The 14,380-nt window shown below is 73.6% G+C and carries 16 protein-coding genes and 1 tRNA gene; 10 read left to right on the top strand and 7 right to left on the bottom strand.

What is annotated here, in order from left to right:
* Positions 1 to 6: 6 nt before the first annotated feature.
* Positions 7 to 1,458 carry an FAD-binding oxidoreductase gene (locus COGEMETH_RS06170; protein WP_238181728.1) on the bottom strand — a complete coding sequence of 484 codons (1,452 nt, stop codon included), beginning with the start codon at positions 1,456 to 1,458 and terminating at the stop codon, positions 7 to 9.
* Positions 1,459 to 1,667: 209 nt separating this feature from the next.
* Here COGEMETH_RS06170 and COGEMETH_RS06165 point away from each other — a divergent pair, with 209 nt between their 5' ends.
* The 4 genes from COGEMETH_RS06165 to COGEMETH_RS06150 all read left to right on the top strand — a co-directional run bounded on the left by COGEMETH_RS06165 (position 1,668) and on the right by COGEMETH_RS06150 (position 3,548).
* Positions 1,668 to 2,366, top strand: a complete 699-nt coding sequence (locus COGEMETH_RS06165) for a fumarylacetoacetate hydrolase family protein (RefSeq protein ID WP_238181727.1) — start codon at positions 1,668 to 1,670, stop codon at positions 2,364 to 2,366.
* A gap of 170 nt (positions 2,367 to 2,536) precedes the next feature.
* Complete coding sequence (locus COGEMETH_RS06160; protein ID WP_238181726.1) at positions 2,537 to 3,001, top strand: NUDIX domain-containing protein; 465 nt, start codon at positions 2,537 to 2,539, stop codon at positions 2,999 to 3,001.
* 107 nt (positions 3,002 to 3,108) lie between these two features.
* Positions 3,109 to 3,183, top strand: a tRNA-Gly gene (locus COGEMETH_RS06155).
* Between the two features lie 140 nt (positions 3,184 to 3,323).
* Entirely contained in the window at positions 3,324 to 3,548 is a 225-nt protein-coding gene (locus COGEMETH_RS06150; RefSeq protein ID WP_238181725.1) for a hypothetical protein, read from the top strand.
* A gap of 53 nt (positions 3,549 to 3,601) precedes the next feature.
* Here COGEMETH_RS06150 and COGEMETH_RS06145 read toward each other — a convergent pair whose 3' ends face one another.
* The 3 genes from COGEMETH_RS06145 to COGEMETH_RS06135 all read right to left on the bottom strand — a co-directional run bounded on the left by COGEMETH_RS06145 (position 3,602) and on the right by COGEMETH_RS06135 (position 6,375).
* Positions 3,602 to 3,793 (bottom strand): hypothetical protein, encoded by a 192-nt coding sequence (locus COGEMETH_RS06145; protein ID WP_238181724.1) that lies wholly within the window; start codon positions 3,791 to 3,793, stop codon positions 3,602 to 3,604.
* Between the two features lie 105 nt (positions 3,794 to 3,898).
* Complete coding sequence (gene mutL, locus COGEMETH_RS06140; RefSeq protein ID WP_238181723.1) at positions 3,899 to 5,806, bottom strand: DNA mismatch repair endonuclease MutL; 1,908 nt, start codon at positions 5,804 to 5,806, stop codon at positions 3,899 to 3,901.
* A gap of 65 nt (positions 5,807 to 5,871) precedes the next feature.
* Positions 5,872 to 6,375, bottom strand: coding sequence for a hypothetical protein (locus COGEMETH_RS06135; protein ID WP_238181722.1), 504 nt, complete (start codon positions 6,373 to 6,375; stop codon positions 5,872 to 5,874).
* A gap of 198 nt (positions 6,376 to 6,573) precedes the next feature.
* Between COGEMETH_RS06135 and COGEMETH_RS06130 the strand changes: the two genes are divergently transcribed.
* From COGEMETH_RS06130 to COGEMETH_RS06115, 4 genes are all read left to right on the top strand, one after another.
* Positions 6,574 to 7,548, top strand: a complete 975-nt coding sequence (locus COGEMETH_RS06130) for a quinone oxidoreductase family protein (protein WP_238181721.1) — start codon at positions 6,574 to 6,576, stop codon at positions 7,546 to 7,548.
* Complete coding sequence (gene pncA / locus COGEMETH_RS06125; protein WP_238181720.1) at positions 7,545 to 8,159, top strand: bifunctional nicotinamidase/pyrazinamidase; 615 nt, start codon at positions 7,545 to 7,547, stop codon at positions 8,157 to 8,159. Before COGEMETH_RS06130 ends, pncA begins: the two co-directional genes overlap by 4 nt.
* 115 nt (positions 8,160 to 8,274) lie before the next feature.
* Positions 8,275 to 10,422 carry an ATP-dependent DNA helicase RecG gene (gene recG, locus COGEMETH_RS06120; RefSeq protein ID WP_238181719.1) on the top strand — a complete coding sequence of 716 codons (2,148 nt, stop codon included), beginning with the start codon at positions 8,275 to 8,277 and terminating at the stop codon, positions 10,420 to 10,422.
* Between the two features lie 389 nt (positions 10,423 to 10,811).
* Positions 10,812 to 11,135, top strand: a complete 324-nt coding sequence (locus COGEMETH_RS06115; RefSeq protein ID WP_238181718.1) for a hypothetical protein — start codon at positions 10,812 to 10,814, stop codon at positions 11,133 to 11,135.
* 7 nt (positions 11,136 to 11,142) lie between these two features.
* Here the strand turns inward: COGEMETH_RS06115 and COGEMETH_RS06110 are convergent, their stop codons facing one another.
* Entirely contained in the window at positions 11,143 to 11,946 is an 804-nt protein-coding gene (locus COGEMETH_RS06110; RefSeq protein ID WP_238181717.1) for a DUF502 domain-containing protein, read from the bottom strand.
* A 166-nt stretch (positions 11,947 to 12,112) separates the two neighbouring features.
* On the opposite strand from COGEMETH_RS06110, the gene COGEMETH_RS06105 reads away from it, so the two are divergent.
* Entirely contained in the window at positions 12,113 to 12,319 is a 207-nt protein-coding gene (locus COGEMETH_RS06105; protein ID WP_238181716.1) for a hypothetical protein, read from the top strand.
* Between the two features lie 58 nt (positions 12,320 to 12,377).
* Positions 12,378 to 12,959, top strand: coding sequence for a DUF1003 domain-containing protein (locus COGEMETH_RS06100; RefSeq protein ID WP_238181715.1), 582 nt, complete (start codon positions 12,378 to 12,380; stop codon positions 12,957 to 12,959).
* Here the strand turns inward: COGEMETH_RS06100 and COGEMETH_RS06095 are convergent.
* Both COGEMETH_RS06095 and COGEMETH_RS06090 read right to left on the bottom strand, forming a co-directional pair.
* Positions 12,929 to 14,113, bottom strand: coding sequence for a PepSY-associated TM helix domain-containing protein (locus COGEMETH_RS06095; RefSeq protein WP_238181714.1), 1,185 nt, complete (start codon positions 14,111 to 14,113; stop codon positions 12,929 to 12,931). The genes COGEMETH_RS06100 and COGEMETH_RS06095 overlap by 31 nt on opposite strands.
* A 4-nt stretch (positions 14,114 to 14,117) precedes the next feature.
* A partial coding sequence (locus COGEMETH_RS06090) for a TonB-dependent receptor domain-containing protein (protein ID WP_238181713.1) occupies positions 14,118 to 14,380 on the bottom strand: 263 nt, incomplete at its 5' end.

Below are 14,380 nucleotides of genomic sequence, written 5' to 3'. Positions count from 1 at the left end.
GACGCCTCAGGGCAGGGCCTGGGGCGGATGGTCCGAGAGGGCGACGACCTTGCCCGGATTGAGCCGGTCCTCCGGGTCGAGGGCCGCCTTGAGGGTCCGCATCAGGGCGAGGCCGACCGGGTCGCCGTAGCGCTGCAACTCGTCGCGCTTGATCAGGCCGACGCCGTGCTCGGCCGCGATCGAACCGCCGAGGCCGGCCACCACGTCGTGCACGATGCGGTTGAAGCGCTGCCATTCCCCGAGGAAGGCGGCCCGGTCCATGCCCACCGGCTGGCTCAGGTTGAAGTGGATGTTGCCGTCCCCGAAATGCCCGAAGCCGCAGACGCGCAGGCCCGGCATCGCCGCCTCGCAGGCGGCCCGCGCCGTCTCCAAAAACTCCGGCAGGCGCGAGAGCGGCACCGAGACGTCGTGCTTGATCGAGGCGCCCTCGCGGGTCTGCGCCTCCGGCAGGGTCTCCCGCAGGGCCCAGAGGGCGTCGTCCTGGGCCGCGCTCGCGCCGATGGTCGCGTCCTCCACGAGGCCGTCCTCGATCGCGGCGGCCAGCGCCGCCTCCATCTCGGCGCGGGGGTCCGCGCCGGGCCGGGCCGAGGCCAACTCGATCAGGGCGTAGGCGGCGTGGTCGCCGGAGAGCGGCCGGACGGTGCCGTGCCCGTGCCGCAGGACGATGTCGAGGCCGAAGGCGGGCAGGTACTCGAAGGCGGTCAGGTCCCGGTCGGCGCCGGCGCGCAGGCGCACGAACAGGTCGAGGGCCGCCCGCGGCGAGGCCAGCCCGACGAAGGCGACGCAGCGCGAGAGCGGCCGCGGGAACAGCTTGAGCACGGCCGCCGTGATGATCCCCAGCGTCCCCTCCGAGCCGACGAACAGGTGCTTGAGGTCGTAGCCGGCATTGTCCTTGCGCAGGCTCTTCAGGCCGTTCCAGACCCGGCCGTCGGCGAGCACCACCTCCAGCCCGAGGACGAGGTCGCGGGCGTTGCCGTAGGCCAGCACCGCGATGCCGCCCGCGTTGGTGGCCAGCGCCCCCCCGATCCGGGCCGAGCCCCGCGAGGCGTAGGAGAGCGGGAACAGGAGCCCCGCGGCCTCGGCCGCGTCCTGGACCGCGGACAGGATCACCCCGGCCTCGACGGTGATGCTGGCGTCGACCGGGTCGAGGCCGCGCACCCGGTCCATCCGCGCGAGCGAGATCACCACGCCGCCCTGCGGCACGCCCCCGCCCGTGAGCCCGGTATTGCCCCCCTGCGCCACCATCGGCACGCCCGCCCCGGAGCACGCCCGGACCACGAAGGCGACCTCCTCCGTCGAGGCCGGCCGCACCACGGCGAGCGCCGTGCCCCGGTAGAGCTTGCGCTCCTCGACGAGATAGGGCGCCACCGTGTCCGGATCGGTGAGGACGTGCGCGGCCCCGAGGCGGGCACGCAGGGCGTCGAGCAGGGTGTCCTGGGGCGGGGCCGGCTGGGTCATGGGGGCGTTCTGTCCCAACGGTCCGGTGGGTTGCAAGGGGAGCAGGTTGCAAGGGGAGCAGGTTGCAAGGGGGGCGGGATGGCAGCGGCCGCCCTATGCCTTACAACGACGGGGTGCTCCGGCCGGGCGTCGTTGGGCGCCGCGGCCTCCGCAAGGCTTCCTCCACGGCGTCACCCAAGAGGCGACGGCGTCACCCAAGAGGCGAAGGCATGCTCTCCGTCATCCCCAATCCCCCGCGCGTCGCGCTCCCGGTGCTGGGCAGCGAGGACCTGTTCCCGGTCCGCCGGGTCTACTGCGTCGGGCGCAACTACGCGGCGCATGCCCGCGAGATGGGTGCCGACCCGGACCGCGAGCCGCCGTTCTTCTTCATGAAGCCGGCCGACGCCCTGCAGATCGCCGGCGGCCCCGAGGCGGTGCCCCACCCCTATCCGCCGCGCACCGAGAACTACCATTTCGAGGTGGAGATGGTGGCGGCGCTCGCGACGGGCGGGCGCGACATCCCGGTCGCCTCGGCCCTGGAGCACGTCTACGGCTACGCCATCGGCCTCGACATGACCCGGCGCGACCTCCAGGACGAGGCCAAGCGCATGGCGCGGCCCTGGGACCTCGGCAAGGCGGCCGACGGCTCCGGCCCGATCGGTCCCCTGCACCCGGCCGCGCGGATCGGGCACCCGGCCCGCGGCTTCATCGGCCTGTCCGTCGACGGGGCGCCGCGGCAGGCGGGCGACCTTGCCGACATGATCTGGTCGGTGGCCGAGCAGGTCGCCTACCTCTCCGCCTATTTCGAGCTCCAGCCCGGCGACCTGATCTTCACCGGCACCCCGTCGGGCGTCGGGCCGGTGCGCCGCGGCGAGCGCATGGCGGCGGCGATCGAGGGGCTCGGCGAGATCGTGCTGGACGTGGTCTGACGCCGGCGGACGACGGGCCCGGCGGGATCGTCCGCCGACCCTGCGCTCGTCCATCATACGACACAGGTCCAGGCCCTGGCGCGCGCGACTGTGCCATGTGGTCCAGCTGCCCTCCACCGCGGCGCAGTCCCCGCGCGGCGAAAAAAGAAAAACCACGGATCTCCCACGCGATGCTCCTCGACCGGCCGCTGCTGCGGCGCCTGTTCCACCTCGGTGCCCTGAGCCTGCGCGGCATGACGCTCGGGGTGCGCGGCGCGGCGATCGACCCGCAGGGCCGGGTCTGCCTCGTGCGCCACACCTACATGTCGGGCTGGTACCTGCCCGGCGGCGGCGTCGAGCGGGGGGAGGCGGCCGCCGACGCGATGGAACGCGAGTTCCGCGAGGAGGCGGAGATCGTGCTGGCAGGCCCGCTCCGGCTGCACGGCTTCTACCGCAACGCGACGGCTTCCGCCCGCGACCACGTCGCCCTCTTCCTCGCCCCCGCCTTCACGGTGGCCGGCCCGAAGGCGCCCGACCGCGAGATCGCCGCCTGCGGCTTCTTTCCCCTCGACGCGCTGCCCGACGACACCACCCGCGCCACGCGGGAGCGCCTGCAGGAGATCCGCGGCGACCTCCCGCCGAGCCTGGACTGGTGAGCCGCGAACGGCAGGAAACAGGGCGCTTGCATCCCCCGGCGGAATGGTGTTTAGAGAGCGCCGTCCGGGGCCGCCGGGCACGACTTCCGGGCGGCGCGGCATTGTGAGCGGGTGTAGCTCAGGGGTAGAGCACAACCTTGCCAAGGTTGGGGTCGAGGGTTCGAATCCCTTCGCCCGCTCCAATTCATCCAGAGAATCGAACGATCGAAGGGCTGCTTCCGAGCGGCCTTTTTCGTTCGTGCCGTCGCCTCCAGGTCCTTGCGGACGGGCCCGTCGGCGACTGCTACATGGGGCCCCGCACGACCCCGGAAGGTGCGAACGGATGCCCTACCCCACCGCGATCCTGTTCACGCTCGCACTGTTCACCGCGGGGATGGTGGCGCTCGGCTGGTCGCAGGATGCGACGGCGCCCGGGTTCGGGGAATGGCTGGTCGCCAAGATCACCGAGGGCGGCCTCTGGACGGGTCTCATGCTGTTCCTGGTCGCGGCCGGTTTCCTCGGCTGGCGTCAGAATAGAACGGGTAAGGACGGCCCACCGGAATCCTGAAGGGGCCGACCTGACGGGGGGGCGAGCGGCAACCCTCCGCGCCCCCGGCCCCGCTACCGCGTGGCCGCGGGGCGCTTCCGCTGCGGGGCGCGTTTCCGCTTCGGCTTCGCGCCCGTCGCCGCCCGGGCCGTCTCGGCCAGGGCCGCCTTCTGCTGGCGCCGCAGCGCGGCGGTGGCGTGCCCCATCCACCAGCCCGCCGCGCGGTTGGCCGAGGACATCCAGAGGCTGAGAGCGGGGTTCTTCATGCTGTCCTCCGGGTGCCGGGGCGCGGGCGGCCCGGCCGATACCGTTCGAACGCCGGTCGCGGCCGAACGATCCCCGCCGGGCGCGCCGGCGGACCGGGCCATGGTTCAGCGCCGGCCGAACAGGCGCTCGATGTCGTGGAGTTCGAGGGCGACGTAGGTCGGGCGGCCGTGGTTGCACTGGCCGGAGCGCTCGGTGGCCTCCATCTCGCGCAGCAGCGCGTTCATCTCCTCGGGGCGCAGGCGCCGGCCGGCGCGGATCGAGCCGTGGCAGCTCATGCGCGAGAGGATCGCGTCGAGGCGCCGGCCCAGCGGGCCGCCCTCGCCCGCCGGCGCCCCGCCCTCCTCCAGGCCGCTGGAATCGAGCGCGTCGAGGATGTCGGCTATGAGCGTGCGGACCGAGGCGCGGCTGAGGGCGGCGGGCACCTCGCGCACCAGCACGGCGCCGGGGCCGAAGGCCTCCAGGGTCAGGCCGAGGCGGTCGAGGTCGGGGGCGGCCGCCGCCAGCCGCTCGGCCGCATCCGGGTTCATCTCGATCACCTCGGGGATCAGCAGGCCCTGGCGGGTGATGCCGCCCGCCGCGCGCTCCCGCTTCAGCCGCTCGTAGACCAGGCGCTCGTGGGCGGCGTGCTGGTCGACGATGACGATGCCGTCGCGGGTCTGGGCCACGATGTAGGTCTCGTGCACCTGCGCCCGCGCCGCCCCCAACGGGTGATCGAGGCCCTCCTCCGCGTCGGCGGCCTCGCGCAGGTCCGCCATCGGCGGGGCGAGGTCGGGCGCGCGCTCCAGCACGGCCTGGGCGGCCTCATGGAAGCCCGGCGGCCGGTGGAAGCCCGAGGGTGCGGCGACAGACGGGGTCTGCGCCGGGAAGAACCCCGGCCGGGCGGACTGGAACAGGCTCGGGGCGGCGGCGCCCGTGTGTCGGCCGAAGGGTTGGACCCCGGCCGGGCGCAGGGCGTCCAGCGCGCGCGCCGCCCCGGTCGTGGCCGAGCGGGCGCCCCCCCGGCGCAGGGCCTCGTGGATCGCGCCGACCACCAGCGCCCGCACGAGGCCGGGTTCGCGGAAGCGCACCTCGGTCTTGGCCGGATGCACGTTCACGTCGACCATCCCCGGGTCGCAGGCGATGGACAGCCCCAGCACCGGGTGCCGGTCGGAGGCGAGCACGTCGGCATAGGCCCCGCGCACCGCGCCCATCAGCAGCCGGTCGCGCACCGGCCGGCCGTTGACGGTGAGGTGGATGTGGCCCGCACTCCCCCGGTGGAAGGTCGGCAGGCCGACATGGCCGGACAGGGAAAACCCCTCCCGCGCCAGGTCGAGGGGGAGCGCGTTCGGGAAGAAGTCCGCGCCCAGCACGGCGGCGAGCCGGCGCAGGCTCGCGTCCGCCCCGTCCTCGGCCGGGAGCACCAGGGGGCTGCCGGATTCGGTGCGCAGGGCGAAGCGGACCTGCGGCTGGGCCACCGCGAGCCGGCGCACGATCTCGGCGACCGCGGCGGTCTCGGCCCGGTCGGACTTCAGGAACTTGAGCCGGGCCGGCGTCGCGGCGAAGAGTTCCGTCACCTCGATGCGGGTGCCCCTGGCGGCGGGCGCCGGGCGGACCTCGCCCTTGAGGCCGGCAGCCACGGTGAGCGTCGCCCCGGAGGCGGCCTCTCGCGTACGCGTGGTGATCGTCAGGCGCGAGACCGCCCCGATCGAGGGCAGGGCCTCCCCGCGGAACCCCAGGGAGTCGATGGCCGAGAGATCGCCGCCGGGCAGCTTCGAGGTGGCGTGGCGCTCCACCGCCAGCGCCAGGTCGTCAGCCCCCATCCCGGCGCCGTCGTCCACCACGCGGATCAGCCGGCGCCCGCCCCCCTCGATGGTGATCTCGATGGCGCGGGCGCCGGCATCGATGGCGTTCTCGACCAGCTCCTTCACGGCCGAGGCCGGCCGCTCCACCACCTCGCCGGCCGCGATGCGGTCCACGAGGACGGGGTCGAGGCGGCGGACCGGGCGGCCGGCGGGGCTGGTCGGGGCGGGCATGGGAGATGATAGACCCGGCCGCGGGCCCGCTCCAAGGGGCGCCCGGCCCGTGTCCCGTGAAACGCTCAAGCGCCTGCGGCGCGCGCCCGGCGGTCGGCGCGGATCAGGCCGACCAGGGAGAGGTGGCTCACCGCGAAGGCGAGGGCTGAACTCCCCAGCATCAGCCCGATCACCGCGAGGTCGGGGCCCTGGAGCGCCGGGGGCGGCAGCAGGCCCGCCGCCCGCGCGGGCGCGCCGGGGCCGAGGCTGAGATAGGCCAGGGTGGCCGCCGCGCTGAAGCAGAGGTTGGCGATGGCCGCGACCCCGAAGCGGAAGCGGCAGGCGCGCACGGCCAGGGTCGCGGCGAGCAGCAGCACGGCCCCCGGCAGGGCGGCCGGGCCGAACAGCCCGCGCAGGGGCGAGGTCTCGGCGCGGGCGAGCTCGAACGGCCGGAACACCGCGAGGTTGAGATACCACGCGGCCTCCGAGCCCGGATGCAGGCTGAGGAAGGCCGCCGCCGCCTCGGCGGCGGCGAACGCCCCGATGACTGTGAGGGAGCCGAAGGTCTGGGCGTCGAGGGCGCGCGACATGGGTCAACGGGTGCGGGGCGGGACGCCTCCTCATAGGCCGGGCGCCCTTGACGGGCGGTTACGATGATCCCCGCGCTCGAAGCCCCTTCCGAGGCCCCTTGCGAGGCCCCTTCGCGTGCCCCTACGTCCGGTCCGGCATTGCACTGCCCGCCCGCCCGCCTATGTCGAGGGCGCGGGTTTCTCTGAGAGGACGTGACGATGCCGAAGGCGATCCGGGTTCATGAGTACGGCGGCCCCGAGGTGATGGCCTACGAGGACGTGCCCCTGGCCGAGCCCGGCCCCGGGCAGATCCGGGTGCGGCAGGCCGCCATCGGCGTCAACTTCATCGACATCTACTTCCGCTCCGGCGCCTACAAGGCGGCCCAGCTTCCCTTCACGCCGGGCAAGGAGGGCGCGGGCACCGTCACCGCGGTCGGCGAGGGCGTGAGCGGCTTCAAGGTCGGAGACCGGGTCGCCACGGGGGCGGGCGAGGGCACCTACGCCGAGGAGCCGGTGATCGCGGCCGCCGGCGCCGTCCACGTGCCCGAGGGCATCGACGACGTGACCGCCGCCGGCATGATGCTGAAGGGCCTGACCGCCGAGTACCTGCTGCACCGGACCTACAGGGTGAAGGCCGGCGACACGATCCTCTGGCACGCGGCGGCCGGCGGCGTCGGCCTGATCGCCTGCCAATGGGCCAAGCACCTCGGCGCCACGGTGATCGGCACCGCCGGCAGCCCCGAGAAGGCGGAACTGGCCAAGCGACACGGCTGCGACCACGTCATCCTCTACCGCGAGGAGGACGTGGCCAAGCGCGTGCGCGAGATCACCGGCGGCAAGGGCGTGCCGGTGGTCTACGACGGCGTCGGGCAGGCGACCCTGATGGGCTCGCTGGACAGCCTCGCGCCCCTGGGTCTGCTCGCGAGCTTCGGCGCGGCCTCGGGCCCGATCCAGGCCCTCGACCTCGGGCTCTTGGCGGCCAAGGGCTCGCTCTACGTCACCCGGCCGACGCTCTTCACCTTCGCCAGCCAGCGCCCCGTCCTCGAGGCCATGGCCGAGAACCTGTTTTCGGTGGTGGGTAGCGGGGCGGTGAAGATCCCCGTGCACGCCCAGTACAAGCTTTCCGACGCGCAGCAGGTACACCGGGATCTCGCCGGGCGGGAGACCACGGGCTCGACCGTGATGATCCCGTGAGCGACCTGCTCCTGGTGATCGACCTCCAGGTCGATTTCCTGCCCGGCGGCGCCCTCCCCGTCCCCGAGGGCGACGCCGTGATCGGACCGGTCGGCGGGCTCATCCGAAAATTCCCGCACGTGGTGCTGACCCAGGATTGGCACCCGCCGGGCCACGCCTCCTTCGCCTCGACCCATCCGGGCAAGGCCCCGTTCGAGACGGTGGACCTGCCCTACGGCAGCCAGGTGCTGTGGCCGGACCATTGCGTGCAGGGCAGCCCTGGGGCCGTGTTCGCCCCGGGGCTCGCGGTGGAGTGCGCCGAACTCGTGATCCGCAAGGGGTTTCGCGCTGGTATCGACAGCTACTCCGCCTTCCTGGAGGCCGACCGCACCACCCGCACGGGGCTTGCCGGATACCTGCGCGAGCGCGGGTTCACCCGCCTCTACCTCTGCGGGCTCGCCACCGATTACTGCGTCGCCTGGAGCGCGCTGGATGCGCGCGCGGCCGGTTTCGAGGTCGCCGTGGTCGAGGACGCGGTGCGGGGCATCGACCGGGACGGGTCGGTGAACGAGGCCTGGGCGCGGATGCGGGCCGCCGGGGTCGCGCGCGTGACCAGCAGGGAGATCGGCTGAGACCGGTATCCGGTGATCCTCCGATCTCCGGATCACAGGCTGGGCCGCGGTGCCGCCTGCCCCGGCCGGCGTGAGTGGGATAGTAACGCGCGCACCCGTATCCTGCCCCGCTCCCATGACCGACGACGCTTCCCGCCCCCCGGCGCTCCGCCCCGCGATCCTCGACCCGCTGTTCGCGCCCGTGCGCGGCCTGCCGGGGGTCGGCGCGAAGATGGCGCCGATGATCGAGCGCCTGCTCGGCACGCCGGAGCGGCCCGCGCGCATCGTCGACCTGCTGTTCCACCTGCCGCACGGGGGCGTGGCGCGCCAGCTCAAGGGCTCGATCGCCGAGGCGCCGCCGGGCGAGCCGGTGACGCTGGGCGTCACCGTCGTCGGCCACCGGGCGGCGCAGGCGGGCGCGGGCCGCCGCCCGCACCGGGTGCTGGTGGAGGACCCGACCGGGGACATCAGCCTCGTGTTCTTCGGCATGCCCGCCGCCCGCGTGGAGAAGATGCTGCCCTTGGGCGCCCATCGCTACGTCTCGGGCCGGATCGACATCTGGGACGGCCACCGCCAGATGGTCCACCCGTCCCGCATCGTGGACGAGGACGGGCTGGCGGCCCTGCCCGCCGTCGAGCCGATCTACGGCGCCACCGAGGGGCTGACCTCGCGGGCGATCGGCAAGCTGGCGCTGGCCGCCCTGGAGCGCCTGCCGGTGCTGCCCGAGTGGCAGGACCCGGCCTGGCTGGAGCGGAACGCGCTACCCCCCTTCGCCGAGGCGCTCCGCGCCGAGCACCGCCCGGAGGACGCGCCCCCGAAGCGGACAGACCTGACGCAGCCGCCGCCCGCGACCCCGGCCCGGCGGCGGCTGGCCTACGACGAGCTCCTGGCCTCGCAGCTGGCGCTCGCCCTGCTGCGGGCCCGCCAGCGCCGCAAGGCCGGCCGGGTCAACGCCGGCGACGGGCGCCTCAGCGGGCGCATCGCGGCCGGCCTGCCCTTCGCGCTCACCGGGGCGCAGGCCCGCGCGGTGGCCGAGATCCGGGCGGACCTGTCCGCCGACCGGCGCATGCTGCGCCTGCTCCAGGGGGACGTCGGCTCCGGCAAGACCGCGGTGGCGCTGCTCGCCATGGCCTCGGCCGTCGAGGCCGGGCGGCAGGCCGCCCTGATGGCGCCGACCGAGATCCTGGCCCGCCAGCATTTCGAGCGCCTGACGCCGCTGGCCGCTCCCTTGCGCCTGCGCCTGATGACCGGGCGCGACCGGGCCGCCGAGCGCAAGGCGACGCTCTCCGACCTCGCCGCCGGGCGGATCGACGTGCTGGTGGGCACCCACGCTCTGTTCCAGGAGGCCGTGACGTTCTCCGACCTCGGCCTCGCGGTGGTGGACGAGCAGCACCGCTTCGGCGTGCACCAGCGCCTGGCGCTCGGCGCCAAGGGCGAGGCGGTGGACTTCCTGGTGATGACCGCGACCCCGATCCCGCGCACCCTGGCGCTGACCTTCTTCGGCGACATGGACGTCTCGGTGCTGGACGAGAAGCCCGCCGGACGGCAGGCGATCCGCACGCTGACCATCCCGGTGGAGCGCATCGAGGAGGTGGTGGCGGGCCTGGCCCGGGCCCTCCGGGCGGGTGAGCGGGTCTACTGGATCTGCCCCCTGGTGGAGGAATCCGAGTTCATCGACCTCGCCGCCGCGGCCGAGCGCTTCGACGACCTCAAGCAGCATTTCGGCGACGCGGTCGGCCTGATCCACGGCAAGATGCCGGGGCCGGAGAAGGACGCCGCCATGGCGCGCTTCTCCGCCGGGGAGACCACGCTCCTGGTCTCGACCACGGTGGTGGAGGTGGGCGTCGACGTGCCCGAGGCCACGATCATGGTGATCGAGCACGCCGAGCGCTTCGGGCTGGCCCAGCTCCACCAGCTCCGCGGCCGGGTCGGGCGCGGCTCGAAGGCCTCCTCCTGCCTGCTGCTCTACCGCGGGCCCCTGGGCCAGGTGTCCAAGGCCCGGCTGGAGATGATGCGCGAGAGCGAGGACGGGTTTCGCATCGCGGAGGCAGACTTGAGCCTGCGCGGCGAGGGCGAGGTGCTCGGCACCCGCCAGTCGGGCCTGGCCGCCTTCCACCTCGCCCGGCTGGAGAGCGACGGCGACCTGCTGGAGGTCGCCCGCGACGACGCGAGGCTGATCGTGGAGCGCGATCCGGCCTTGCGCAGCGCGCGGGGCCAGGCCCTGCGGGTGCTGCTCTACCTGTTCGAGCGCGACGCGGCGATCCGGCTGCTGGGCGCGGGCTGAGCCGTCCCGCCGTTTCCGGAGCAGGCTCTTCCCTCCCCCGCAGAGGGGGGAGGGCAGCGCGTGTTCGAACGTGATGCCATTCTCGACGTACGAAATGACAATCCGTTCGATGTGTTGCGGAGGCGCCAAGCTGGTCGGCGTGGCATCCGCGCGGCGCTCCCCGGTCGCGCCTGTGTCGGGCCTCTGAAGGTGCAGTGCCCCTTGTCAGGTGCCCATCACCGAACCCCTGCGGCCCCGCACCGGTGCCGGTCCCGGCCATGGCGAAAGGGCAACGCGGCCGACCTGCCTGGTCAGGCGGGGTTGTGCCGGACATGAGAAGGGCGCATTCTGCCTTGAAGACATCGTGAGCCAACCTTAACTCAGGATGAACGATTACCTGAACAGAACGGGTGATTGACGGAAACGTGGAGGGCCTGCCGATGCTGACCGGACCGTTCCAACGCCTGCCCGGCTCTTCCGAGGGCTGGACTGCCGGAGATCCCTGGCTCCTGCCGATCTCCGACGGATTCGACGCCAAGGCGTCGGCCGCAACCGAGTCCGCGGCCGAGGCCGTGCGCGGCGCCGCCCGCCCCCTCTGGATCGCGGCCCACGGCCTCTGCCTCGCCCTCGCCCTGCTGCTCGCCGCCGAGGGCGCGACGGGCTGGATGGGGGGCGGCTCGCAGGCCGTCCACCCCGTCGCCAAGGTGCCCGTCGTCACCGCCAGCGCGTCCTAAACTCACCTCACGCGTCCTGGCGCAGGGGCTCCGGCCGCTGCGCCTGCGGCGCACTCCCGGCCTCCGCCTGCGCCGTCCTCAGGGAGGCGGCCATGGCGTGGAGGCGGGCCTGCGGGTCCTCCGGCTGGATCACGCCCGCCGACATCACGAGCTTGGCCGCGTCGTCGACGCTGATCCCCACCTCGATGATTTCCGAGCGCGGCAGGTAGAAGAAGAACCCCGTGGTCGGGTTCGGCGCGCAGGGCATGAACACCCCGACGTAGTCGTGGGCGCCCTCCCCCTCGCCCTTGGGCAGCACTTCCTGGACCTCGGCCGCCGCGGGCGCCGAGAGGAACACCACGGACCACGTGCCCTTCACCGGGAACTCCACGAGGCCGACGGTGCGGAACGAGGTGCCGTTGGCCGAGAACAGGGTCTCGAAGATCTGCCGCAAGCCCTTGTACAGCCCCGAGATCACGGGGGTGCGCGCCAGGAGCACCTCGCCGAACTCGATCACGCTGCGCCCGACGAGGTTGGCGGTGAGGAAGCCGAGGAGCGTCACCGCCACGAAGGCGATGACGAGGCCGAGGCCGGGGATCGAGAACGGCAGGTAATGGTCCGGCAGGTAGCTCGCCGGCACCAGGGGTTTCACCCAGCCGTCGATGAGGGCGATGAACCACCAGGTGATGTAGGCGGTGATGGCCAGCGGCCCCGCCACGATGATGCCGGTGAGGAAGTAGGTCCGCAGGCGCCCCCGCGCGCTGACGCGCTTGCGCGGGGCGGTCGGATCGATCTCGGGGACCGGCGGGATCGGCGGGATGGATGGCGCCACGGGTGCACTCTCGACCGCGGGGGACGGCTTTGCGAGGATCGCCGGGCGGCCGGCCCCCGCGCGCAGAGGTAGCCGCTCGGCTTGGCCGCCTCAAGGCCACGGGTCATCGTCGCCCTCGCCCGCGTCCGCCGCCTGTGCGATGCTGGACGGCCGAGCAGGAAGCCCCATGACCACGATTCCCCAGACCGCCCTGGATGCCCTGTGCACGCAGCACACGCGCTTCGCCAACATGATCCGGGACATGGACGGCGGCATCTGGTGGGCCTCGGACGCCCCGGCCAGGGTCGACGCCGCGGCGATCAAGGCCCAGGCCGCCTGCATCGGGCAGGCCCTGGACGAGGTGGAGCGCCTCGTGAAGCGCATCGCCGACTGAAGGCCGCAGGGTTCCCCCTGTGGCGCGGGCGGGCCGGGTGAGGAGCGCCGCGACCGACATGGACGAAGACGTCGCACACCTCGCCCGCCGGCTCCTGGACGGCGGCGTGGCCTGCCTGACGGAGCGCGAGCAGCGCGTCGTCCTGCATATCGCCCGGCGGCTCCACGTCAGCCGCAACCCGGACCGGGTCTTCACCGAGACGCAGACGGTGGGCGAGCGCCTGGCCGACCGGGTCGCCCGGTTCGGCGGGTCCTGGAGCTTCATCCTGATCTTTTCGGGGATGCTGCTGGCGTGGGTGTTCGGGAACACCCTGGTCCTGGCCCGCTTCAACGGCGGCTTCGACCCCTACCCCTACATCTTCCTCAACCTGATCCTGTCGATGGTGGCGGCGCTGCAGGCTCCCGTCATCCTGATGTCGCAGAACCGCCAGGCCGCCCGCGACCGGCTGGCGGCCAACCTCGACTACGAGGTGAACCTGAAGTCCGAGATCGAGATCATGTCGCTCCACGACAAGCTGGACCGCATCCGGCTGGAGCATCTCGAAGGCCTGCTCCACGAACAGGGGCGGCGCATCGCGGCCCTGACGGAGGCGGTCGCCGGCGCGCAGCCTCAGGACCCGGTTCCGCGCAGGCCGGCATAGGCGCCCCGGCCTTCGACGCCTCGGGCCTGCATCCGCCGCCGGCCGGCGCGCCGGCGCAGGACGTAGAGCGTGAGCCCGGTGGCCGAGAACACCGGCATCAGCAGGGCGGCGGCGAAGAACAGGGCGGCGACGGGCCCGCCGAAGAAGCGGCCGCGATGGACCTCCAGCATGTTGTCGGCCATGCGCTGGCCGAGCGCCTTGTCGACGTAGAGGCTGCCGGCGAGCCGCGCCCCGGTCGCCGGGTCGTAGGTCGCCTCGTTGCGGGCCTTGGGGTGGTCGGACGCGGCGGCGAGGTAGCGGATGCGGATGGCCGTCGCGTCCGGGCCCGGCAGGGTGACGATGGCGAGCGCCGCCTCCCGCCCCTCGCCCGCCTTGAACGCGGCCCAGGCCCGGTCGAGGGCCAGCGGCCCCTCCGGCCCCTTGCGGCCGAGCACCCGCCCCGGCTTGGCCTCGGGCGCGCGGCCCGTCAGCAGCCAGGTCGCCCCCGCCCGGTACGCGTCGAAGGACCACCACAAGCCCGAGAGCGCGATGACCGCGTAGACCGGCAGGAGCCACGTCCCGGCGACCGCGTGGAGCGACCACCAGCGCGGCCGGCCGGGGCGCGCGAGGTTCGGCTTCAGCCAGACCCGCCACGTGTGGAGCTTCGGCCAGCGCAGGTAGAGTCCGGTCGCGAGGAAGACCAGCAAGCCGATTGCGCAGGTCCCGGTGACGGTGCGGCCCCAGCCCTTTCCCTCGCCGGGCAGCAGCAGCCAGCGGTGCAGGTTCCGGATCGTGGAAAAGGCGGTCTCGGCCCGCGCCTCGCCGCGTTCGGTCCCGTCGTAGGGGTCGAGGTAGACGGAGGGCGGCCGGGCGCCGGTCGCGGCGTCGTAGACGAAGCGCGCCCGCGGGCTCGCCGCCGGGTCGCCGGAGAGCGTCAGGGCGTTGACCCTGAGCCCCGGCCGCTGGGCCTCCAGGCGGGCCACCAGCGCCTCCGGCGAGAGCCGGGGACGCTCGACGACCGCCACGACGGCGCGGTCGGAATCGATGGCCGCGGTGATCGCCTCCTCGTAGCTCATCAGCGCCCCGGTCAGGCCGACCAGCGCCAGCACCAGGCCGGCCGAGAGGCCGAGCAGCCAGTGCAGGCGGAACAGGACGGACCGGAACGTCAGGGGCATCGCGTCACCAGAACATGCGGGCCGAGACCAGGGCCTGGAACGGCTCGCCCACGGCGACGCCGAGGTTGTTCGTGCCGATCGAGGACAGGTAGTAGGTCTCGTCCGTGAGGTTGCGCAGGTTGAGCTGCAGCGTCGTCGGGCGCCCGGCCACCTCCGTGTCGTAGGCCAGGAACGCGTCGAGCACGGCGTAGTCGGGCAGGCGGAAGGTGTTGGTGGGGTCCCCCGGCCGCACGCCGACGTAGCGTCCGCCCAGGCCCGCGCGCAAGC

It is taken from the genome of Methylobacterium trifolii (genome assembly GCF_022179685.1).
In the GTDB taxonomy this organism is placed as follows: Bacteria; Pseudomonadota; Alphaproteobacteria; order Rhizobiales; family Beijerinckiaceae; genus Methylobacterium; species Methylobacterium trifolii.
This window is presented reverse-complemented; position numbering and strand designations above follow the sequence as displayed.

Excerpts from the sequence above, each read along its gene's own strand:
- COGEMETH_RS06170 (WP_238181728.1), bottom strand. The coding sequence starts at position 1,458 with ATGACCCAGCCGGCCCCGCCCCAGGACACCCTGCTCGACGCCCTGCGT.
- COGEMETH_RS06165 (WP_238181727.1), top strand. The coding sequence starts at position 1,668 with ATGCTCTCCGTCATCCCCAATCCCCCGCGCGTCGCGCTCCCGGTGCTG.
- COGEMETH_RS06160 (WP_238181726.1), top strand. The coding sequence starts at position 2,537 with ATGCTCCTCGACCGGCCGCTGCTGCGGCGCCTGTTCCACCTCGGTGCC.
- COGEMETH_RS06150 (WP_238181725.1), top strand. The coding sequence starts at position 3,324 with ATGCCCTACCCCACCGCGATCCTGTTCACGCTCGCACTGTTCACCGCG.
- COGEMETH_RS06145 (WP_238181724.1), bottom strand. The coding sequence starts at position 3,793 with ATGAAGAACCCCGCTCTCAGCCTCTGGATGTCCTCGGCCAACCGCGCG.
- mutL (WP_238181723.1), bottom strand. The coding sequence starts at position 5,806 with ATGCCCGCCCCGACCAGCCCCGCCGGCCGCCCGGTCCGCCGCCTCGAC.
- COGEMETH_RS06135 (WP_238181722.1), bottom strand. The coding sequence starts at position 6,375 with ATGTCGCGCGCCCTCGACGCCCAGACCTTCGGCTCCCTCACAGTCATC.
- COGEMETH_RS06130 (WP_238181721.1), top strand. The coding sequence starts at position 6,574 with ATGCCGAAGGCGATCCGGGTTCATGAGTACGGCGGCCCCGAGGTGATG.
- recG (WP_238181719.1), top strand. The coding sequence starts at position 8,275 with ATGACCGACGACGCTTCCCGCCCCCCGGCGCTCCGCCCCGCGATCCTC.
- COGEMETH_RS06105 (WP_238181716.1), top strand. The coding sequence starts at position 12,113 with ATGACCACGATTCCCCAGACCGCCCTGGATGCCCTGTGCACGCAGCAC.
- COGEMETH_RS06100 (WP_238181715.1), top strand. The coding sequence starts at position 12,378 with ATGGACGAAGACGTCGCACACCTCGCCCGCCGGCTCCTGGACGGCGGC.
- COGEMETH_RS06095 (WP_238181714.1), bottom strand. The coding sequence starts at position 14,113 with ATGCCCCTGACGTTCCGGTCCGTCCTGTTCCGCCTGCACTGGCTGCTC.